20 protein-coding genes are annotated in these 21,479 nt (G+C 66.2%); 11 read left to right on the top strand and 9 right to left on the bottom strand.

What is annotated here, in order from left to right; genetic code table 11:
- Positions 1-5: 5 nt before the first annotated feature.
- Positions 6-320, bottom strand: coding sequence for a co-chaperone GroES (gene groES, locus QX135_RS09550; protein ID WP_008966485.1), 315 nt, complete (start codon positions 318-320; stop codon positions 6-8).
- Between the two features lie 379 nt (positions 321-699).
- On the opposite strand from groES, the gene QX135_RS09555 reads away from it, so the two are divergent.
- The 3 genes from QX135_RS09555 (at position 700) to QX135_RS09565 (ending at position 3,993) form a co-directional block, all read left to right on the top strand.
- Positions 700-984 (top strand): usg protein, encoded by a 285-nt coding sequence (locus QX135_RS09555; RefSeq protein ID WP_315776727.1) that lies wholly within the window; start codon positions 700-702, stop codon positions 982-984.
- Positions 985-1,171: 187 nt separating this feature from the next.
- Entirely contained in the window at positions 1,172-1,750 is a 579-nt protein-coding gene (locus tag QX135_RS09560) for a cupin domain-containing protein (RefSeq protein WP_316176558.1), read from the top strand.
- Between the two features lie 221 nt (positions 1,751-1,971).
- Positions 1,972-3,993 (top strand): acyltransferase family protein, encoded by a 2,022-nt coding sequence (locus QX135_RS09565; RefSeq protein ID WP_316176557.1) that lies wholly within the window; start codon positions 1,972-1,974, stop codon positions 3,991-3,993.
- Here QX135_RS09565 and QX135_RS09570 read toward each other — a convergent pair.
- Positions 3,931-5,178: a NupC/NupG family nucleoside CNT transporter gene (locus tag QX135_RS09570; protein ID WP_315737449.1), complete on the bottom strand. Its 1,248-nt coding sequence runs from the start codon at positions 5,176-5,178 to the stop codon at positions 3,931-3,933. The two genes, QX135_RS09565 and QX135_RS09570, sit on opposite strands and share 63 nt — an antisense overlap.
- A gap of 117 nt (positions 5,179-5,295) precedes the next feature.
- Here QX135_RS09570 and QX135_RS09575 point away from each other — a divergent pair, with 117 nt between their 5' ends.
- On the top strand, positions 5,296-6,522 hold the full coding sequence (locus QX135_RS09575; protein ID WP_316176556.1) for an MFS transporter: 1,227 nt from the start codon (positions 5,296-5,298) through the stop codon (positions 6,520-6,522).
- 178 nt (positions 6,523-6,700) lie between these two features.
- Here QX135_RS09575 and QX135_RS09580 read toward each other — a convergent pair whose 3' ends face one another.
- From QX135_RS09580 to QX135_RS09600, 5 genes are all read right to left on the bottom strand, one after another.
- Complete coding sequence (locus QX135_RS09580) at positions 6,701-7,456, bottom strand: SDR family oxidoreductase (protein WP_315737451.1); 756 nt, start codon at positions 7,454-7,456, stop codon at positions 6,701-6,703.
- 44 nt (positions 7,457-7,500) lie between these two features.
- Positions 7,501-8,259, bottom strand: a complete 759-nt coding sequence (locus tag QX135_RS09585) for a peptidase (protein WP_284419127.1) — start codon at positions 8,257-8,259, stop codon at positions 7,501-7,503.
- A 208-nt stretch (positions 8,260-8,467) separates the two neighbouring features.
- The gene (locus tag QX135_RS09590) at positions 8,468-9,316 is read right to left on the bottom strand and encodes a transglutaminase family protein (protein ID WP_316176555.1); all 849 of its coding nucleotides are present in this window, start codon (positions 9,314-9,316) and stop codon (positions 8,468-8,470) included.
- A 172-nt stretch (positions 9,317-9,488) separates the two neighbouring features.
- Positions 9,489-10,433: an alpha-E domain-containing protein gene (locus QX135_RS09595; protein WP_315737453.1), complete on the bottom strand. Its 945-nt coding sequence runs from the start codon at positions 10,431-10,433 to the stop codon at positions 9,489-9,491.
- Positions 10,434-10,513: 80 nt separating this feature from the next.
- Positions 10,514-11,932: a circularly permuted type 2 ATP-grasp protein gene (locus tag QX135_RS09600; protein ID WP_315737454.1), complete on the bottom strand. Its 1,419-nt coding sequence runs from the start codon at positions 11,930-11,932 to the stop codon at positions 10,514-10,516.
- A 228-nt stretch (positions 11,933-12,160) separates the two neighbouring features.
- On the opposite strand from QX135_RS09600, the gene QX135_RS09605 reads away from it, so the two are divergent.
- From QX135_RS09605 to QX135_RS09615, 3 genes are all read left to right on the top strand, one after another.
- The gene (locus QX135_RS09605; RefSeq protein ID WP_315759531.1) at positions 12,161-12,898 is read left to right on the top strand and encodes a competence/damage-inducible protein A; all 738 of its coding nucleotides are present in this window, start codon (positions 12,161-12,163) and stop codon (positions 12,896-12,898) included.
- Between the two features lie 38 nt (positions 12,899-12,936).
- Entirely contained in the window at positions 12,937-13,458 is a 522-nt protein-coding gene (gene gpt / locus QX135_RS09610; protein WP_315771080.1) for a xanthine phosphoribosyltransferase, read from the top strand.
- A gap of 131 nt (positions 13,459-13,589) precedes the next feature.
- Entirely contained in the window at positions 13,590-14,210 is a 621-nt protein-coding gene (locus QX135_RS09615; RefSeq protein ID WP_315811557.1) for a hypothetical protein, read from the top strand.
- Positions 14,211-14,292: 82 nt separating this feature from the next.
- Here the strand turns inward: QX135_RS09615 and QX135_RS09620 are convergent, their stop codons facing one another.
- Complete coding sequence (locus tag QX135_RS09620; RefSeq protein WP_316176554.1) at positions 14,293-15,315, bottom strand: methionine synthase; 1,023 nt, start codon at positions 15,313-15,315, stop codon at positions 14,293-14,295.
- Between the two features lie 138 nt (positions 15,316-15,453).
- Between QX135_RS09620 and QX135_RS09625 the strand changes: the two genes are divergently transcribed.
- From QX135_RS09625 to QX135_RS09640, 4 genes are all read left to right on the top strand, one after another.
- Positions 15,454-16,158 (top strand): glutathione binding-like protein, encoded by a 705-nt coding sequence (locus tag QX135_RS09625; protein WP_316176553.1) that lies wholly within the window; start codon positions 15,454-15,456, stop codon positions 16,156-16,158.
- Positions 16,159-16,400: 242 nt separating this feature from the next.
- Entirely contained in the window at positions 16,401-17,009 is a 609-nt protein-coding gene (locus QX135_RS09630; RefSeq protein ID WP_316176552.1) for a 2-hydroxychromene-2-carboxylate isomerase, read from the top strand.
- Complete coding sequence (locus QX135_RS09635) at positions 17,009-17,986, top strand: NADPH:quinone oxidoreductase family protein (protein ID WP_316176551.1); 978 nt, start codon at positions 17,009-17,011, stop codon at positions 17,984-17,986. The genes QX135_RS09630 and QX135_RS09635 overlap by 1 nt, the downstream gene beginning before the upstream one ends.
- 90 nt (positions 17,987-18,076) lie before the next feature.
- On the top strand, positions 18,077-20,116 hold the full coding sequence (locus QX135_RS09640; protein ID WP_316176550.1) for a methyl-accepting chemotaxis protein: 2,040 nt from the start codon (positions 18,077-18,079) through the stop codon (positions 20,114-20,116).
- Between the two features lie 250 nt (positions 20,117-20,366).
- On the opposite strand, the gene QX135_RS09645 is transcribed toward QX135_RS09640, so the two are convergent.
- Positions 20,367-21,257, bottom strand: coding sequence for a crotonase/enoyl-CoA hydratase family protein (locus QX135_RS09645; protein WP_315737464.1), 891 nt, complete (start codon positions 21,255-21,257; stop codon positions 20,367-20,369).
- Positions 21,258-21,479 lie beyond the last annotated feature (222 nt).

The raw sequence follows: 21,479 nt of genomic DNA on the forward strand, positions 1-21,479 counted from the left end.
TGGGCTTAGGCGGCCTTCTTCTTCGACGCGGTGTCGGTGAGCACGCCCATGATGTCGCTTTCCTTCATGATCAGCAGCTCCTGGCCGTCGATCTTGACCTCGGTGCCCGACCACTTGCCGAACAACACGCGATCACCGACCTGGACGTCGAGCGGGACCAGCTTGCCGCTCTCGTCGCGGGCGCCCGGGCCCACCGCGATCACTTCACCCTGCGAGGGCTTCTCCTTGGCCGAGTCGGGGATGATGATGCCGCCAGCGGTCTTCTCTTCGGCGTCGATGCGCTTGACCACGACGCGGTCGTGAAGCGGACGGAAAGCCATACAGTCCTCCTAAGCTATTGAGGCGATTGTCAGTTTCTGGAATTTTGGCAGTCGGTGCCGGCGAGTGCCAGCACGTGGGCTGGATTTAGGGGAGAGCATTCAGCCGGACAAGGGCTTGTAGCAGAAAAATTAGCAGTCAACTGCGGGCTCTGCCAAAGCGTTCCGATAGCGTTAACGGGAGCGGAACGAACCATGAAACCCCGTATTAGCACCTGGGCTAAGTGGCTGCTAATGCAGCATTTTTCAACATGTCGTTAAACATTTAAGCTTGAGATGGGTTGAGGACATGCGTCACATTTCTTGGCAGTGAGCGCATCTTTGCCGGGTGGCTCGATCCCGGTTGGCCACACGGACATGCGCTCCAGAAACGGAGGTTGGCATGGTGTCGAAGGTTGAGGTTTCCGAGGACTTTCGGAAACAGGTGCTGGGTTACGGGCTGACGACGGCGCAGATCCTGTATCGGATGCCGGATCACCGCTCGCTGCTGCAGACCTATGTCTGGCAGAACTACGACCTGTTTCCGAAATTCCCCGCGCTGCAGGACTTCCTGGCGTTCTGGCAGGAGAAGATCGAGGGCCCCTTGTACTCGGTCACGGTGGCGCATTCCAAGCTGATCAAGCCGGCCGAGCTGCGCGCCGTCGACGGCATCTTCCGGCTGCATTGAGGCTGACGCGTAGCCCGGATGAGCGAAGCGATATCCGGGTTCAACGCGGACGCGCGTGAGTCCCCGGATGTCGTTTCGCTCATCCGGGTTAAGCGCTGCCTCGGCCCTGTTGAGGTCGTCGATCGGTCGAACCGCAAAGCGGCAGGTTGTGCTATCCTCGCGTGCGAGGACACGCAGGGAGAGCGCCATGGCCAAGAAGAGCCGCACCGCCAAATCAGCATCACGCGCCGCCGCGAAAGCCGCGCCGCGAAAAACCGCAAAAACAAAGCCGACGGCGAAGACCGCCTCCGCGGCGCCTGCCAAGCCGGGTAGGGCGGCTGCGCCCTCGGCGCGCAAGGCGCTCGCGAGCAAGGGGCGACCAGCGCCGGCGCCGCGCCGGCGCAAACAGAAGGTCGCCATCAGCCATCACCGCGAGGAGGACTTCAAGGCCGACGGCCTGCGCGCCTATGCTGTTTACCGCGACCTCGGCATCGCCGACGCGACGCACGGTTTGGCGCGCGCGCATGTCATCCGCATGCTGCCGCCGTGCAATCCGCAGGAAGTCTCCAAGCTGCACACCCATGCGGTCGACTTCCAGATGGTCTATGTGCTCAAGGGCTGGGTGAAGAGCTACCTCGAAGGCGTCGGCGAGACGCTGATGCAGGAGGGCAGTTGCTGGACCCAGCCGCCGAAGATCCGGCACATGATCCTCGACTATTCCGACGACGTCGAGCTGCTGGAAGTGATCCTGCCGGCCGACTTCAAAACCGTCGAACTGTCGACGTAAAGCCGACAGAAATGGATGGAAACATTTGCGTGCGATGGACAGCGGTCCCATCGCGCGTGTGTGTTGACATCCGGTCTCGCGTCACTGGGACGGATGGGCCGGCGACGAATCCGTAAGAGGTGTTCGCCGCGGGCTTGCGTAAAGGCGTACCCGTCCCGTTGCCGCGCTTCGTCGTCCAGTTCGCTCCCACGATCCCGCGCGCGCCTCGCACGCGCGCATCGGTGCAGCCTCGCATCGCCAACGCGGGCGCCGGTTCGGCTTCAGGTGCCGCCCATCGCGAGGACATCGACTGGCTGCGCGCCATCGCGGTGCTCTCCGTTGTCGCATTCCATTTCGAGGCGCCGGCGATCTTCGGCGGCTTCGTCGGCGTCGACATCTTCTTCGTCATCTCCGGCTACCTGATCACCGGCTTCATTGCCGCGGAGATGGCGGCGGGCCGCTTTTCGTTCGCGCAATTCTACGAGCGGCGGGTGCGGCGGCTGCTGCCGGCGCTCTACGCCATGGTGGCGTTCGCGGCGATCCCGGCGTCGCAGGACATGCTGGGCTCCGAGCGCGCCGAGTTCTTCCGTTCCGCGGCCGCCGTCGTCACCTTCACCTCGAACATCTTCTTCTGGCAGCAGTCCGGCTATTTCGACCACGCCGCGGTCGAGAAGCCGCTGCTGCACACTTGGTCGCTCGCCGTCGAGGAGCAGTTCTATCTGGTACTGCCCGTCGTGGTCTGGGCCGTGTTGCTGATAGCGCGCGGGCGACGGCTGGCGCTGCCGGTCACGCTGGCGCTGCTGGCTGTTGGTTCGTTCGCGCTCGGTCTGCTGCTGATGCGAGGCGGCGCGTCCGCGAGTGCGTTCTTCCTCAGCCCACCGCGCGCCTGGGAATTCCTGCTCGGCGGCCTGGTCGCGATTTCCGGACTTCCCGCACCGCGGCCGGGTCTCGCCCAGCGCGGCGCCCGCGCGCTGTCGCTGCTGCTGATGGCGGTGCCGATTCTGGCGTTGCGCCCCGGACCGGGCTTTCCCGGCGTCGACGCGCTCGCGCCATGCCTTGGCGCGGCGCTGTTCCTGTGGAGCGGCGTCGGCGTTGCCAATGTGCCGCGTAGCCCGTTGTCACCGCTCGGCGTAGCGGCGTTCGTCGGCCGCATCTCATATTCGCTGTATCTGTGGCACTGGCCGCTGTTCGCCTTCGCGCGCTTCGCCAAGCCCGGCCTGGCGCTCGACGGCTGGGAGCGGGTGGCGTTGTTTGCCCTCACGGTCGCGGTCGCCACGTTGTCCTGGCGCTTCATCGAGCAACCGTTCCGCAATCGCCAGCTCGCCGCGACCCCGCGCGCGACCTTCGGTCTTGCGGCGCTGGCGAGCCTGCTGCTGCTGGCCGGCAGCGGCGTCGGCCTGCTACGCGCTAGCGCCGTGTCGGACGCCGACCGCGCGGCGCAGCGGCTGGACGCCTACAACGCCTACGACATGAAGCCGGTCTATCGCTACGGCACCTGCTTCACGACGCCGGACGGGCGCGTGCCCGGGGATTGTCTCCGTCCGGTGAGCGGCAAGATCAATGTGCTGCTGTGGGGCGACAGCTTTGCGGCCCACTACTATCACGGCCTCGCCGCGAGCATCGATCCGCAGGCCGTCAACGTCATGCAGGCGAGCCAGCCGACCTGCATGCCGACCTTCAGCGCGGAGACGCAGGGGATCGCGGCCTGCCGCGCCCTGGCAAGCCAGATGCGCGACTATTTCGTGACGGCGCGGCCCGATCTCGTGGTGATGTCGGCGGACTGGCTCGAGAACGCCCGCCCGCCGCGCTTTGCCGGTATGGTGCGCGATCTCAGGCTGACGCTGGCGCGTCTCAGCGAGGCCGGCATTGCGGTGGTGCTGCTCGGTCCCTCCGTGCAATTCCGGGCGCGGCTGCCCTCGATGCTGGCGCGCGCCACCTTGCGCGGCATGTCGCCGGATCCCGTTGCGTTCGTCCGGTCCGATATCTTTGCGCTGGATCAGGCGATGCAGGCGGCGCTGTCGACGAGCGAAGGCCTGTCCTACATCTCGATCCTGTCGGCGGTCTGCGAGAACGGCCGCTGTCCGCTCACGGTCGGCGACGTCCCGCTGTCGTTCGATCATGCGCATCTCACGGCGGAGGGCTCCCAGCTCGTGATGGCGAGGATCGTGCCGCAACTGCTGCCGATGACGACCGAGCTCAGCTCACGTCAGCAGCCCGACGATCGCACCCATCAGGCAGGTGGTGAGGGTGCCGGAGACGATTGATTTGAGGCCGAGCGCGTTGATCTCGTCGCGCCGTGTCGGGGCCATCGTACCGAGTCCACCGATCATGATGCCGAGGCTGGCGAAGTTGGCGAAGCCGCACATCGCGTACAGCATGATCAGCCGCGCGCGCGGATCGAGCGCCGTCGCATCGAGCTTCGCCAGCTCGACATAGGCGATCAGCTCGTTGAGGACCGTCTTGGTGCCCATCAGGCTGCCGGCCGTGACGGCCTCTGACCACGGCAGGCCCATCAGCCAGCACACCGGCGCCATGACGAGGCCGAGCAGCCGCTGCAGCGAGATGTCGGCGCCGCCGATGGCGGGCAACAGCGACAGGATCGCGTTGGCGAGATGCACCAGCGCGACCAGCACCAGCAGCAGCGCGACGATGTTCATCAGCAGCTCGAGCCCGGCGCTGGTGCCCTTGACGATCGCGTCCATCGTCGAGGTGGCCTGGGTCTCCTCGCCGAGCGCGCCGCCGGTGAGCTGCTTCGACGTCTCCGGCACCATGATCAGGCTGATCAGGATCGACGCCGGCGCGCCGAGCACCGAGGCGATGACGAAATGCGCGGCGGCATCGGGGATCAGCGGCGCAAGCAGCGTGGCGTAGAGCACCAGCACGGTGCCGGCGATTCCGGCCATGCCGCCGGTCATGACGAGAAACAATTCGCTGCGTGTCATCTGCGCCAGATACGGCCGGATGAACAGCGGCGCTTCCACCATGCCGAGGAACACGTTGGCGGCGGTCGACAGGCCGACGGCGCCGCCGACGCCGAGCGTGCGCTCCAAGAGCCAGGCCATGCCGCGCACCAAGGGCGGCAGCACCCGCCAGTAGAACAGCAGCGTGGTCAGCACGCTCATGACCAGCACGATCGGCAACGCCTGGAAGGCGAGCACGAAGTCGGCGCCGGGCGCCTTGAGGTCGAAGGGCAGGGCGCCGCCGCCGACATAGCCGAAGACGAAGGAGGTGCCGGCCCGCGAGGCCGACGAGATGGCGCCGACGACGTCGTTGATGGCGCCGAAGGCGCGGGCAACCGCGGGGACCTTGAGCAGGACGAGCGCGGTCAGGATCGTGACCACGAGGCCAAGCGCGGCCTGCTTCAGCGACACCGCGCGCCGGTTCTCGCCGAGCGCCCATGCGATCGCGAGCAGCGCGACGATCCCGAATCCCGATTGCAGCTGCAGCATCAGATCCCCCGAACCCCGTTTCATTATGAGCGCAGGGAACAGCCGCGCGCAATGCCGTGCGGCCATGCGGGGCTTGCGATTGACAAGCAGTTGGGCCTGCGTCACGCAGGCGCCACCATGTCGTCCACCGTCCCGATCGGCGCGCGCGATCTCTTGAAGCAAAGCGCGTTCCTGTTCTTCCTGTCGTCCCGCAGCCTGTCGCGCTTTGCGAGCCAGATCGCCGCAGTGGCGATCGGTTGGCAGATCTACGATCTCACCGGGCGTGCCTTCGATCTCGGCATGGTCGGGCTGATCCAGTTCCTGCCGACGGCGCTGCTGGTGTTCGTCGCCGGCAGCGCCGCCGACCGATTCCAGCGTAAGCGCGTCGTGCAGCTCTGTCAGCTCGTCGAGGCGCTGACGGCGCTCTATCTGTGCTGGGGCGCCACCACCGGTCAGCTCGGCGAATTCGAACTGTTTGCTGCGATCTTCGTGCTCGGCATTGCCGGGGCGTTCGAGAGCCCCGCGACCGCGGCGCTGCTGCCGCTGATCGCCCCGGCAGGCACGCTGCAGCGGGCGAGCGCGCTGTCGAGCGGGGCCGCGCAACTCGCGACCATCGCCGGTCCCGCCATCGGCGGCTTCGCCTATGCGGTCGCGCCGGGTCTACCCTATGGCATCATGATGCTGTTCTGGATTGCCGGCATGGGGCTGACCGGCCTGATGCAGGTACCGGAGGACGTTCCGGTCGAGCGGATCGACGGCAGCAAGGCCGACCTGTTCGCTGGCGTCCGCTTCATCCGCGCCCATCCTGCGATTCTCGGCACCATCTCGCTCGATCTGTTCGCGGTGCTGCTCGGCGGCGTCACGGCCTTGCTGCCGATCTATGCGCGCGACGTCCTTCAGGCCGGGCCGTTCGGGCTCGGCGTGCTGCGCGCCGCGCCCGCGGTCGGCGCGCTGGCGATGACGGCGGTGCTGGCGCGCTACACCATCCGGCGGCGCGTCGGCCTGCGCATGTTCCAGGCGGTGATCGTGTTCGGCGCGGCGACGGTCGTGTTCGCCGTCTCGCATGTGATGTGGATCTCGGTCGCTGCGCTCGCCATTCTCGGTGCCGCCGACACCATCAGCGTCGTGATCCGCTTCTCGTTGGTGCAGCTCGCGACGCCCAACGAGATGCGCGGCCGCGTCGGCGCGGTGAACTTCCTGTTCATCAACGCCTCCAACCAGCTCGGCCAGTTCGAGAGCGGCATCACCGCCGCGCTGCTCGGCGCCATGCCCGCCGCTATCCTCGGCGGCGTCGGCACCATCGCGGTCGCGCTTCTGTGGATGAAGCTGTTTCCCGAGCTGCGGAAGGTGGAGCGGTTGGAGTAGGAGTCGTGGAGGCACCCTGCCGTAGGGTGGGCAAAGCGGCCGCCCGAAGGGCGGCAGCGTGCCCACCCTTGAGCGGCATCATGAGCGGCCAGACGGTGGGCACGGCGCCAATTGCTATCTCGTTTGCCGAGACAGCGCGTCAGCGCCTTTGCCCACCCTACAAACTGAGGCTCCACAGCTAGCCCCGTCCCACGAACGGCATCTTGGTCGCCATCACGGTGATGAACAGGACGTTGGCGTCGAGCGGCAGCGAGGCCATGTAGGCGACGGCGTCGCCGACGGCCTTCACGTCCATGCGCGGCTCCGGCATCATGCGGCCGTCGGGCTGCAGTACGCCGCCGACCATGCGCTCAGTCATCGGCGTCTCGGCGTTGCCGATGTCGATCTGGCCGACCGCGATGTCATAGGCGCGGCCGTCGAGATTCGACGCTTTCGTCAGACCCGTGATCGCGTGCTTGGTCGAGGTGTAGGGCGAGGAAAACGGTCGCGGTGCATGCGCCGAGATCGAGCCGTTGTTGATGATGCGGCCGCCGCGCGGCGACTGATCCTTCATGATGCGGAAGGCGTGCTGCGTGCACAGGAACGGCGCGGTGAGGTTGGTCGCCACCACCGACTGCCACTGCTGCAAAGTGAGGTCCTCGAACGGCACCGGCGGCGCACCCATGCCGGCGTTGTTGAACAGCACGTCGAGTCGGCCGTAGGTCGACTTCACGGTGTCGAACAGTGCCGCGATCGAGGCGGGATCGGTCATGTCGGCGGGGACGGGCAGGCTCATGCCCGGCTCGCCGAGCTTCGCGGTCTCCTCCAGCATCTCCTTGCGGCGGCCGACCAGCACCACGGTGAAGCCGCCCTTCATCAGCGCCAGCGATGCGGCGCGGCCGACCCCCGTGCCTGCGCCCGTCACCAGGGCGATCTTCTTTGCCGCTTCAGCCATGTTTCCTCACCTTCAGTTCACGTGTCTTGCAGTGTTCTGCAGTTTCAGTGTTTCGACTCGCTCTGAGTCTTGTAGGGCGGCCTTGGAATGTTGTTGTGCGCCGCGCGCAGGGCCGCCGACCAGCGCGAGCGGAGATCGTGGAAATAGGGCTCGCCGGCCTCGATGCGGTGGTTGAGGTCGGCCTCGCAGGCCTCCGCGCGCACCACCAGCACGTCGATCGGAAGGCCGACGCCGAGATTGGAGCGCATCGTCGAGTCCATCGAGATCAGGCCCGTCTTCAGCGCCTCGTAGAGCTCGACGTCGTAATGCATGGCGCGGTCCAGCACCGGCTTGCCGTATTTGTGCTCGCCGATCTGCAGATAGGGCGTGTCGGTGGTGCATTCGATGAAGTTGCCGGCGGTGTAGACCATGAACAGCCGCATCCGCGAGCCCTTGATCTGGCCGCCGAACAGGAAGGAGACGTCGAACGAGATGTCTTCGGCCTTCAGCGCCGGGCCTTCGGTGGCGTGCACCATGCGGATCGCCTTGCCGATGCGCTGTGCGGCCTGAAACATCGTCGGCGCGTTCATCAGGGTCTCGACCTCGCCGGTCTCGGGGTCCTCCATCCCTTCGGTCAAGGTCGAGAGCACGGACTGGCTGACGGCGAGATTGCCGGCGCTGGCGACCGCCACGATGCGCTCGCCCGGATTGGAGAAGATGTGCAGCTTGCGGAAGGTCGAGACGTTGTCGAGACCGGCGTTGGTTCGGGTGTCCGCGATCATGACGAGGCCGTCACGCACCAGAATTCCGCAGCAATAGGTCATCTCAGTCCCCTCGAGCCATTGCGCGAATTACTAGCGAAAATCGCCCCTTCGTCCAACCCCGCACTTCCGTAGCCCGGATGAGCGGAGCGACATCCGGGATCTCACGCGCTGTCTCGGTGAACCCGCATGTCGCTTCCGCCTTCGCCCTTGCGGGCTTCGGCGGACAAGCCGCTCATGCGGGCCACGGGAAGACCGGCGGTTCCGGAATTCAGGACTGGCGCTGCGACTGCGATTGCGACGGACCGCCGCGGCCGACCTGCTCGACCTTCACCTTCACGGTGAGCGTCTCGGTCCCGCCGCCATAGCGGGTGCCGCGCACCGGGGCGGCGCCGAGATAATCGAGCCCGATGGCGACCCGGACATGGGCGTCGGTGGTGCAGATGCAGTTGGCGGCGTCGAAACCGACCCAGCCGAGATTCGGCACATAGGCTTCCGCCCAGGCATGGCCGGCTTCTTGGTGCACTGCACCATCAGAGCGCAGGAAGTGGCCGGACACGAAACGCGCGGGGATGCCGGCGGCGCGCGCGCAGGCGATGAAGATATGCGCATAGTCCTGGCAGACGCCGCGCTTCAGCACGAAGGCTTCCGCCGCCGAGGTGCCGCTGTGGGTCGGATCCTCGTCGAAGGTCATGTGCTCGTAGACCTGCACCATCAGGGTGTGCAGAAGACCGAGCACGTCGCTGTCCGATTCCGCGCGCAGATCGCGCACGACGGCGGTCATGGCGGCATTGGCAGCCGTGAGGGGTGTCTGCCGGAGGAAGAAGCTGGGCGGGAAGCGCTCGTCCGCTCCCTTCAACACGCCGCCGGTGTCGTGCGTCTCGACCAGGCCTTCGGCCGTGATCGTGAGGTCCTCGAGTGCGCCATGGGTGATCACATGGGTGACGTTGCCGAATGCGTCTTCATGCATGTCGAGGCGGGCATCGGTCGACACGTCGATCTGCCACTCCGCCACATATTGGCCGTCATTGCTGCCGGGCGTCATGCGGATGATCTGGATGGCGCCGGTCGCCGCTGGCTCGTAGCGGTAGGTGGTGGAATGGGAGATACGCAGGCGCATGGCGGTCGACCAGTCTTCGTCAGATGTGCTGTCCGCGGTAGCTCGTTTCACCTCTCCCTGAAAGGGGGAAGGAGGACCCCTCGGGCGAAGGGGAGGGCGCCCGGCGCCGGACGTGGTCTCGCAGACACAGTCCGACGGCCGCCCATCGCTGTTTCCGCTGCGCTCCGGGCGCTCAGATCAGATACTGCTTGGTGATGATCTCTCCAAGTCGCGAATTGTCGGCGATGAACTCCTGGATGAACTCGTGCACGCCGCGCTGGAAGATGTCGTCCATGTTGGAGTGGTCGAGCCGATTGCGGACGCCGCGGGCATGGCGCTGCGCCGCCCCCTGGCGGCCATAGGCGACGCCAATCTGGTCGAGATTGCGGACGAGGTTGCCGTAGCAGCTCGCCAGCGAGCGCGGCAGCGTGTCGTTGAGGATCAAGAGGTCCGCGATCAGCCAGGGCTTCAGCGTCTCGCGATAGACCCAGTGATAGGCCGTGAGCGCCGACACCGAACGCAGGATCGAGGTCCATTGATAATAGTCCAGCGGGCCGCCGACATGCTCGTCCTCGGGCAGCAGCACGTGATATTTGACGTCGAGAATACGCGCGGTGTTGTCGGCGCGCTCCAGATGCAGGCCGAGCCGCGAGAACCAGTAGGCGTCGTTGCGCAACATCGTCCGGTAGGCCGAGCCGTCGAAGCGCAGCGAGGTCTCCTGCACGAAGCGCAGGAAGCGCGCGAGATCCTCGCGCGTCTTGGTGCCCTTGCTCCACACCTCCTGCAGCTCGATCCAGGAACCGTTGAGCGTGTCCCACATCTCCGAGGTCAGCGCCGTGCGGACCGAGCGGGCATTGAGACGGGCGGCCTCGATGCAGTTCTTGATCGAGGACGGGTTCGACGGATTGAACGAGAGATATTCGACGACGTTCTGCTCGTTGGCCTCGGAGTAGTGCTCGTAGAAGCTGACATTGACGCCGGCGGTCATCAGCGCCGACTCCCACTCGTTGGTCTTGCCGATATAGGCCGCGGGAAGGGCGGTGACGCGCAAGGTGGCGTCGATGGTGCGGGCGAGATACTCGGCGCGCTCGACGTAGCGAGCCAGCCAGTACAGGTTTTCGGCGGTGCGCGACAGCATGGGCAATCTACAAGCTGCGGAGTGATCCCGCCTCGGTGGCGGGAAAGGCAAGTATGGATCGAAGGTTTGTGAGGCGAGGCTTACTCATCCAGCACCCATGTGTCCTTGGTGCCGCCGCCCTGGCTGGAATTGACCACCAGCGAGCCTTCCTTCAGTGCCACGCGGGTGAGGCCGCCCGGCACGATGGTGGTGTGGTCGCGTCCGGTGAGCACGAACGGGCGCAGGTCGACATGGCGCGGCGCCAGCCCTGACGTGACGCAGGTCGGGCAGGTCGACAGCGCCAAGGTCGGCTGGGCGATGAAGCCCTCCGGCTCACGCTTCAGCTTGTCGCGGAACGCCTCGATGGTCGCCTTGGTGGCGGCCGGGCCGATCAGCATGCCGTAGCCACCCGAGCCGTGCACCTCCTTGACCACGAGTTCGCCGAGATGGTCGAGCACGTAGGACAGATCCTGCGGCTCGCGGCAGCGCCAGGTCTGCACGTTCTTCAGGATCGGCTCCTCGCCGAGATAGAACTTCACGACGTCCGGCATGTAGGAGTAGATCGCCTTGTCGTCGGCGATGCCGGTGCCGACCGCGTTGGCGAGCGTGACGTTGCCGGCGACGTAGGCCGACATCAGGCCGGGCACGCCGAGCGCCGAGTCGGGGCGGAAGGTGAGGGGGTCGAGGAAGTCGTCGTCGACGCGGCGGTAGATCACGTCGACCCGCTTCAGCCCCTCGGTGGTGCGCATGAACACCTCATCGTTCTTGACGATGAGGTCGCGGCCCTCGACCAGCTCGATGCCGAGCTTGTCGGCGAGAAAGGAGTGCTCGTAATAAGCGGAGTTGTAGATGCCGGGCGTCATCAGCGCCACCGTCGGCTCGGCCGAGGCGCTGAGCGGCGCGACCGAGCGCAGCGCCGACAGCAACTCGTCCGGATAGCGCTCGACCGGCGCGACACGGTGGCGCGCGAACAGGTCCGGAAACAGCCGCATCATGATCTCGCGGTTTTCCAGCATGTAGGACACGCCGGACGGCGTGCGCGCGTTGTCCTCGAGCACGATGAAGTCGTTGGCGTCGACGCGGACGATGTCGATGCCGGCAATGTGGACGTAGACGTCGTGCGGCACGTCCTGCCCGTTCATCTCCGGGCGGAACACGGGATTCTGAAAGATCAGGTCATCCGGCACGACGTTGGCGCGCAGGATGTCGCGGCCGTGATAGATGTCGCGCAGGAACATGTTCAGCGCCTTGACGCGCTGCTTCAGCCCCTTTTCCAGCAGCGCCCATTCCTTGCCCGACAGGATGCGCGGAATGACGTCGAACGGGATCAGCCGCTCCTGCGCCTCCGCCTCGCCATAGACCGCGAAGGTGATGCCGATTCGCCGGAACAGCAGCTCCGCCTCGTGGCGGCGATACTCCAGCGCCTCCGGCGGCGTTTCCTTCAGCCACCGCGACAGCTCCTGATAAGCCTGACGGACCTCGCCGCCCGGCTCGTTCATTTCGTCGAACGCAACTGCCATAGATGCCCGTGTGTCCCAGCCTCGCCATACACTGCATGACTCTGCATGACGGTAGCAAGGGCCGGGCCAGCGCGATATGCATTCTCCTGCGGCATTTCGTGGGGGTTGCTGAAGCCATGCCCGAAAAACCGGCTGCGTCGTGCTCAAATCCGCGGCATAGACTGCGACGTTCCGGATGACATTGGCGCCGTGGCGGGCCAAAAGAGACGGCAGATGCGAGGAGAAACCATGAGCGAGATCGTCACCGCGGGGTTGCTGGTCATCGGCGACGAGATCCTGTCCGGCCGGACCAAGGACAAGAACATCGGCTTCATCGCCGAATACCTCACCAATCTCGGCATCGACCTCAAGGAAGTCCGGGTGGTCTCGGACGACGAGCCGGACATCATCGCGGCGCTCGACGCGCTGCGGCATCGCTACACCTATGTGTTCACCACCGGCGGCATCGGTCCGACCCATGACGATATCACCGCGGATGCGATCGCGAAGGCGTTCGGCGTCGGCATCGACCACCATCCCGAGGTGGTGGCGCGCTTCCGAGAGCGCTGGAGCGAGCAGGAGCTCAACGAAGCGCGGCTGCGCATGGCGCGCATCCCCGACGGCGCCGAGCTGATCCAGAGCGCGACCATCCTGGCGCCGGGCTTCAAGCTCGGCAACGTCATCGTCATGGCCGGCGTGCCCTCGATCATGCAGGCGATGATGGACATCGTGGCGCCGAAGCTGAAATCGGGCGTGCGGATGCTGTCCGAGACGGTGCGCGCCAATGCGCGCGAGGGCGACATCGGCGGTCCCTTGCGCGAGATCGCCAAGGCGCACCCGGACACCATCATCGGCAGCTATCCCTTCATCGACGAGGACCAGAAGCCGAATACGCATCTGGTGGTGCGCTCGCGCGACCAGGACAAGCTGTCGGCCGCGATGGCTGCGGTGAAGGAGATGCTCGCCGGGCTCAACGTGACGCGCTAAAGCAGGGGCAGCTTTCGAGAACTCACGGACGAGATGAGATGCCAGACAAGACTTTGAGTGCAGAGGAGCGCGCGGGCCGGGCCTTCCCGGTGTCCTGGGACCAGTTTCATCGCGATTGCCGGGCGCTGACCTGGCGGCTGAACGAGATCGGGCCGTTTCATGCCGTGGTGGCCATCACCCGCGGCGGACTGGTGCCGGCGGCGATCGTGGCGCGCGAGCTAGGCGTGCGGGTCATCGATACGATCTGCATCGCGAGCTATGACCACACCAAGCAGGGCGAGCTTCAGGTCCTCAAGGGGATTTCAAACGACACCGCGCAACTCGGTGGCGGCACCGGCAAAGGGCTCCTGATCGTCGATGACCTCGTCGACACCGGCAAGACCGGACGCATGGTCCGCGAGATTCTCCCCGACGCGCATTTCGCCACCGTCTACGCCAAGCCGAAGGGCCGGCCGCTGGTCGACACCTTCATCACCGAGGTGTCGCAGGACACCTGGATATTCTTCCCCTGGGACACCGCGCTGTCCTTCGCGCCGCCGCTGCGCGACGGGGCGGCGTGAGGAGGGCGCGAATGGCGGATAGGGAGTAGCGAATAGGGAATAGGGGCTGGTGGTTGCCCTATTCGCTATTCGCCACTCGCTATTCGCCACTCGCTATTCGCCTGCTCCGGAGCCGAAGGCGGAGGAGACGGATGCCTCTGCAGAACCGCGTGACGCCTACAGGCGACATCGTCGCCACGCCGCATCGCGGCCTGTTCACCGGCAATCGCGGCATCATCCATGATCCCGCGACGAAGACGCTGCTGCGGAAGCGCTGGTCGAGCTCCGCCTGGCTGGTCTGCCTGTGCAACTTCCGCGGCCGCCGCCGGGAGGTGATGGCACGGCGCAGCTGGACCGAGCTGTTCTTCCTCGACGAGGCCACGGCCTTCGCCGCCGGCCATCGCCCCTGCTTCTACTGCCGTCGCGACGACGCCAACCGGTTTCGCGGCGCGTGGGAAGAGGGCAATGGCGTCAGCGGGGTTCGGGCTGCGGAGATCGACAAGGTCCTGCACCGCGAGCGGCTGGAGCGCGGCAGGAAGCGGTTGCACCCACTGCCGATGCCGTGGAGCGAGCTGCCCGACGGCGCGATGGTTCAGGTCGACGAAGAATGCTTCTTGGTCGTGCAGGGCAGGGCGCTGCCCTGGTGCTTTACCGGCTACGGTGCTGCGCGCGACGATCTCACGGCGCCGCGGCTGCTGACGCCGCCGTCCACATTGCGCACGTTGGAGGCCGGCTTTCGGCCCGTGCTGCATCCGAGCGCACAAGCCTCGTAGCCCGGATGAGCGAAGCGATATCCGAGGTCTCGTGCGGTGCTGCGTTGAACCCGCATGTCGCTGCGCTCAGGCGGGCTACGAACTACGCGAACCGCTGCCGTGCCAGCTTTGCGCCGGTGCCGAGCGCCATCAGCTTGGCCTCCGCGATCTCGCGCCGCATCGGCGCCATGCCGCAATTGGTCGTGGCGATGATGTTCTCCTTCGGCACCACCTTCATGACGTCCTCGATGGTCTTGCAGACGTCCTCGGCGGTCTCGATCGCGTCGCTGGCGACGTCGATGACGCCGGCCTGCACGATCTTGTTCTTGAGCAGGCCGAGCAGCTCGATCGGCACCTTCGAGTTGCGGCATTCGACCGCGACCTGCTGGATGGTGCTGGCGTCAATGACCGGGAACGTCTCCTCATACTGCCGCCACTCGCCGCCGAGCGTCTCCTTCCAGTCGGTGTTGGCCTTGATGCCGTAGCCGTAGCAGATGTGCACGGCCGTCGGGCAGGTCAGCCCCTCGGCGGCGCGCTCCAGCGCCTTGATGCCCCAATCGCGCACCTCGTCCATGTAGACGTTGAAGGCGGGCTCGTCGAACTGGATCATGTCGATGCCGTCGTCGTGCAGCGCCTTCGCTTCCTGGTTCAGCAACTCGGCAAAGGCGAACGCCATCTTGACGCGGTCGCCATAGTAGTCGTCGGCGATGGTGTCGATGATCGTCATCGGCCCCGGCAGGGTGAACTTCACGGCGCGCGTGGTGTGCGTGCGCGCGATCCGCGCCTCGTCACCATGGACGCGGCCCTTCAGCGACAACGGCGCCACGACCTGCGGCACCATCGCCTTGTAGCGGTCCTTGCGGATGCCCATCTCGACCTTGTGCGCGAAGTCGATGCCCTCGACCCGCTCGAGGAAGCCGTGCACGAAATGCTGGCGCGACTGCTCGCCCTCGGTGAGGATGTCGATGCCGGAATCCTCCTGCAGCTTCAGCGCGAGAATGGTCGCGTCGCGCTTGGCGCGCGCAAGCTCATCGCCCTTCGACTTCCACGGGGCCCACAGCACGTTCGGCTCGGCCAGCCATTCCGGCTTCGGCAGCGAGCCTGCGATGGTCGATGGAAACAGCATGGTCGAACTCTCCAGCATAGGGGCGGTCAGGCTTGAGCGCCTGTCTGCCATGGCTTACCCTTCAGGTACAGAAGAACGAAGCCGCCTCGCGTGTTCCGCGGCGCGGCATAATGGTCCGGGGAAGGAATCGGGGAAAGCATGATCGATCTCCATTACGCGCCGACGCCGAACGGCTGGAAGATCTCGATCATGCTCGAGGAACTCGGGCTGCCCTATAACGTCATTCCCGTCGACATCCGGGCCGGCGACCAGTTCAAGCCGGAGTTCCTGGCGATCAGCCCCAACAACCGGATTCCGGCGATCGTCGATCATGCGCCGGCCGATGGCGGCGCGCCGTTCCCGGTGTTCGAGACCGGCGCCATCCTGATCTATCTCGCCGACAAGACCGGCCGTTTCCTGCCGCAGGAGATGCGGGCGCGCTCGCGCGTGATCCAATGGGTGATGTGGCAGATGGCGGGGCTGGGGCCGATGATGGGCCAGCACGGCCATTTCGCGCTCTATGCGGCTGAGAAGATCCCTTATGCGATCCAGCGTTATCGTGATGAGGTCGCGCGGCTGTTCCACGTGCTCGACGTGCAGCTCGGCAAGACCGGCGCCTATGTCGCCGGCGACGACTATTCGATCGCCGACATCGCCTGCTTTCCCTGGATGATGACGCACAAGGCCCAGGGCTTCACGCTCGACGACTACCCCCACACCAAGCGCTGGTACGCGACGTTGCGCGCGCGGCCGCAGCTGCAGGCCGGGCTTGCGATCGGCAAGTTCGTCAAGGAGCCGTTCAACGAGCAGTCGCGTCATGTGATGTTCGGCGCGCGCGCGAAGGAGATGATGGGGAGATCGTGAGCGAGCTCCGCGGCATCGCGAGGAGCATGGGGATAAGCGGGGATAAGCCATCCAGACCGTATGTTGCAGCCCCTGGATTGCTTCGTCGCTACGCTTCTCGCAATGACGGAGAGAGTGATGTGCGCCAACTGCCTCCGCCGTCATTGCGAGCGCAGCGAAGCAATCCAGGGGCGACACTAATGGTCTCAATGACTCCGTGGCGCTCTCGATGACGAACGCATCAAGACCTTGAGGAAACACACATGATCGAATTCTTCTTCGACTGCTCCAGCCCCTGGACCTATCTGGCCTTCCACAACATCCAGCCGCTCGCACGCGAGTTCGGCGTCGACATCGTCTGGCGGCCCATTCTCGTCGGCGGCATCTTCAACACCGTCAATCCCAGCGTCTATGCGCAACGCGAGAAGCCGGTGCCGGCCAAAGCGGCCTACATGCTGAAGGACCTCGGCGACTGGGCGCGCTCGGCCGGGCTCAGGATCAAGATGCCGCCGACGGTGTTTCCGGTGAACAGCGTCAAGGCGATGCGCGGCTGCATCTGGCTGGGGCAGGACATGGTGCCGTTCGCGCGGACCGTGTTCGAGATCTACTGGGGGGAGGACCAGGACATCTCGCAGGATGCCGTGCTGACGGAGGTGTGCCGGCGTGTCGGCATCGACCCGAAGGATTTCTTCGCGGGCATCGCCCAGCAGGGCATCAAGGACCAGCTGCGCATCAACACCGAGGAGGTCGTCAAGCGCGGCGGCTTCGGCTCGCCGACCATCTTCGTCAATGTAACCGACATGTATTTCGGCAACGATCGGCTGCCGCTGATCCGCGAAGCGCTGGCAAGGGCGAAGGGGCGCGCCGGCTGATGGCGCGGGCGATCGTCTGCCGCGAGCTCGGCCCGCCGGAGAAGCTGAGGCTGGAAAGCCTGCCGTCTCGTGTGTTGGCTGACGGCGAGGTGCGGGTGAGGATCCGCGCGGCCGGCATCAATTTCCCGGACATTCTGATGGCGGCGGGTGAGTATCAGCTCAAGCCGGAGCTGCCGTTCACGCCCGGCGTGGAGGCGGCCGGCGATGTCATCGCGATCGGCGCCGCCGTGACCGGCCATGCCGTCGGCGACAAGGTCATCGTCCGCATGCGCTTCGGTGCTTACGCCGAGGAGGCGGTGGTGGCGGGGAGCCAGCTCACGCCGCTGCCGTCGACCTTCGACTACGCGGAAGGCGCGACCTATCTCGCCGGCCACGGCACCGCCCATCACGCGCTGGTCGATCGCGGCCAGCTCAAGCCCGGCGAGACTCTGCTGGTGCACGGCGCCGGTGGCGGCGTCGGCCTCGCCGCCGTCGAGATCGGCAAGCTCTTGGGCGCGACGGTCATTGCAGCAGCGTCCTCGGAGGAGAAACTCGCGGTGGCACGCGCGCGTGGCGCCGATCATCTCGTGCTGTATGCGCGCGAGCCGTTCCGCGACGCCGTCAAGCGCATCACGGATGGGCGGGGCGTCGACGTCGTGTTCGACCCGGTGGGCGGCGAGGTGTTCGAGCACAGCGTCCGCTGCATCGCCTGGGGCGCGCGGCTGCTCGTGATCGGCTTCACCGGCGGCATCGGGCTCGCACGCACCAATTTGATCCTGATGAAGGGCGCCAGCGTGCTCGGCGTGCGCGCCGGCGAGGCCGTGCGCAGGGACCCTGAACTCGGAGAGCGACGCATGGCGGCGCTGCTGGCCTTCGCCGAGCAGGGCAAGCTGCGGCCGAACGTGTCGCACCGTGTGCCGTTCGAGGATTACGCAGTGGCGATGCGGCTGTTGATCGAGCGCAAGGCGATCGGCCGCCTGGCGCTGGTGATGGACTAGTTTGCAGGCCTGCCCAAAAATGTGGCGGACGGGTCTATGTATTTTTTTACCACTGGATTCATAGAATGATCGGACAGGTTGAGGCCGATCATGTTGAAGACGTCGAAGATACTTCACCGCATTGCCCTGTCTGCATTGCTGCCCATCCTCACATTGGCTGCGTTGGCGGCCTACGAGATCTCCACGAAATGGGCGGTGCGCGTCGAGATGATGCACATGCAGCCGGTGGCGGAAGCCGTCGGCAAGCTCAGCCGTTTCGTTCATGAGCTGCAGCGTGAGCGCGGCATGTCGTCGGCGTTTCTCAGCAGCAAGGGCACGCAGATGCGCGCCGAGCTGGATCAGCAGCGCAGGCTGACCGACGGCGAGCGCGCGCATGCGGTCGCCGCGCTGGACGGGCTGCGCCGGAGCGGCGCGCTGGCCGAGGCGGCGCAGGCGAGCGAGCAGGCGTTGGCGCAGCTCGATCGCCATCGCGGCGACATCGACGCGCAAGCCATAACGCCGGCGGCGGCCGTCAGCGCTCTCACCGAGATTGTCGCCCGGCTGACCAGTCTGATCAGCAGCATGTCGACGCTGAGCGATGATGACGACATCTCCAAGGCGATCATCGCCTATGGCAACCTGACGGAAGGCAAGGAGCGCGCCGGCCTGGAGCGCGCCGTCGTGGCGGGAGGACTTGCCGCCGGTCGCTTCGAGCAGGCCGCCTATGCGCGTGCCATAGGGCTGGCTGCAGCACAGGACAGTTATTTCGCGGCATTTCGCGCCGCCGTCTCGGCGAGAGGGCGCGCGGCGTTCGATGCGGCGATGACCGGACCGGCGATCGACGGCGTCGTTGCCATGCGCAAGGTGGTGGAGCAGGGCGGCGTCAGCGGCGATTTCAAAGGGCTTGCGAGCAAAGCCTGGTTCGATGCGGCCACGCTGCGGATCGATCTCCTGAAGCAGGTCGAAGACGCTCTGGCCGCCGAGCTGTCGGAGCTGATGGCCGGCAAGCAGGCCGCGGCCACGGCCAGCCTCGCCGCCGTCGGCGTGCTGCTGCTGCTCGCCTTGGCGCTGAGCCTCGCGATCGTCGTCGCGCTGGCGCGCAGCATCACCGGGCCGATCAACGCGCTGGCCGATACGATGACGCGGCTGGCGAAGGGCGATGTGAGCACCGCGATCGACGCGGTCGATCGGCGGGACGAAGTCGGCCTGATGGCGAGAGCCGTGCAGGTCTTCAAGGAGAACATGATCCATGGCGCCGAGCTCGCCGCCAGGGATGCGGAAGCGATGAGCCAGCGCGCCGAAAAAGCCAAGCGCGTCGGCGAGCTGACCGACCGTTTCAGCGGCGATATCGCGGCCGTGATCGATAGCGTGATCTCAGCCTCGGCACAGCTCGAATCGACGGCTGCCGTGATGAACCGGACGGCGAGCCGGACCTGCAGTGAAGCGAGCAGCGTCGCGCAGGCGACCGAGGCCGCATCGAGCAACATGCAGACGATGGCCGCGGCGACGGACCAACTGTCGAGCTCAGTCGCGGGCATCGGCGGTCAGGTGACGCAGTCGGCCGACATGGCGCAGAAGGCGGCCGCGGAAGGGCAGCGGACCAACGAGACCGTGCAGGGCCTTTCCAGCATGGCCGAACGGATCGGCGACATCGTGCGGTTGATCAGCGACATTGCCGGCCAGACCAACCTTCTCGCGCTCAATGCGACCATCGAGGCCGCGCGGGCGGGCGAAGCCGGCCGCGGCTTTGCCGTCGTCGCCGGCGAGGTGAAGCTGCTCGCGGAGCAGACCGCCAAGGCGACGGGCGAGATCCGCGCGCAGATCTCCGGAATGCAGGAGGTGTCGAGCGAGGCCGTGCGGGCCATCCGCGGCATCACCACGACCATCGGCGAGCTGAACGAGATCGCGTCGTCGATCGCGAATGCCGTCGAGGAGCAGGGCGCGGCCACGCGCGAGATGGCGCGCAACGTCCAGCACGCGGCCAAGGGGACCGACGAGATTTCGCAGAACATCCAGCAGGTCACGGCCGCCGCAAACGAGTCCGGCGTCACCGCCAGCCAGGTGCTCGGGGCGTCGGCGGAGCTGCTGCGCCAGTCCGAGAGCATGCGCCGCCATGTCGATGCCTTCATTCGCGGCATCAACGCGGCGTGAGCGATCGCACGCGATGGGATTGGCTGCTCATCGAGCGAAAGCGGCCGAGCGCGTGGCGCCGATGATCGTGGCGCTGATGAAGGAGTGACGCGGGCGCCACTCGCTGTCGTCCCGGCCTCAGCGCCGGGACCCATACCGCGTGATCCATCGTGCGGCACCCTGGACGTCGTTCCTCGCCAAACGGCATCCGGTGGCTGTTGATCCCGGATCGGCGCGCGCGTGCCGCGCGCTTGTCCGGGATGACAGCGTTCTATTTATACTCCCGCTCGTCCCACCACGGGAAATAGTCCGGCATGTCGGCGGTGACGGTGTTCTTGAACTGCGCCGGGCGCTTCTCCAGGAACGACACCACGCCTTCCTTGACGTCGTCGGAGCGGCCGCGCGCGTAGATGCCGCGGCTGTCGACCTTGTGCGCCTCCATCGGATCGTCGGCGCCCATCATGCGCCACATCATCTGACGGATCAGCGCGATCGACACCGGCGCGGTCTTGTCTGCGATCTCGCGCGCCAGGGCGCGCGCGGTGGGCAATAGTTCCTCCGGCGGCACCACCTTGCTGACGAGACGGCCGGCGAGCGCTTCCTGCGCCGGAAACACGCGGCCGGTGTAGCACCATTCCAGCGCCTGCGAGATGCCGACGATGCGCGGCAGGAACCAGCTCGACGCCGCCTCCGGCACGATGCCGCGCTGGGAGAACACGAAGCCGAACCGCGCGCCCTCCGAGGCGATGCGGATGTCCATCGCGAGCTGCATGGTGACACCGATGCCGACGGCCGGGCCGTTCACCGCGGCGATGACCGGCTTCAGCGACTTGAAGATGCGCAACGTCACCTGGCCGCCGCCGTCGCGCACCTGCGGATCAGAATAGTCGACGCGGCCATCGGCGTGGCGCTTCACCGGCCCGCGCTTGGCATCGCGATCGAACGTGTCGGCGCCGGAGGAGAGGTCGGCTCCGGCGCAGAAGGCGCGGCCCGCTCCGGTGACGATGATCGCCCTGACGCCGTCATCCTTGTCGGCGCGGTCGAAGGCGTCGATCAGCTCTTCCATCATGGTGCCGGTGAAGGCGTTGAGCTTCTCCGGCCGGTTCAGCGTGATGGTGAGGATCTTGTCGGCGACGTCGTAGAGAATGGTCTGATACGCCATGGGTGTTTCCTGATGTGTTATTGTTCTCGTTGTTAGAAACGTCATTCCGGACCGATGCGCAAGCATCAGGCCATGCGGCAAGTGCGTATGGTATTCCGTAGGGTGGGCAAAGGCGCGGCGCGCATCGCGCGCGGCGACGTGCCCACCATTTTCACCGATGGTCCGGCGGTGGGCACGGCGCCCGTCAGCAGCGGTGAGCGTGGATAGCGCCGTGTACGCGCC

Source organism: Bradyrhizobium sp. SZCCHNR1098 (assembly GCF_032489375.1).
In the GTDB taxonomy this organism is placed as follows: Bacteria; Pseudomonadota; Alphaproteobacteria; order Rhizobiales; family Xanthobacteraceae; genus Bradyrhizobium.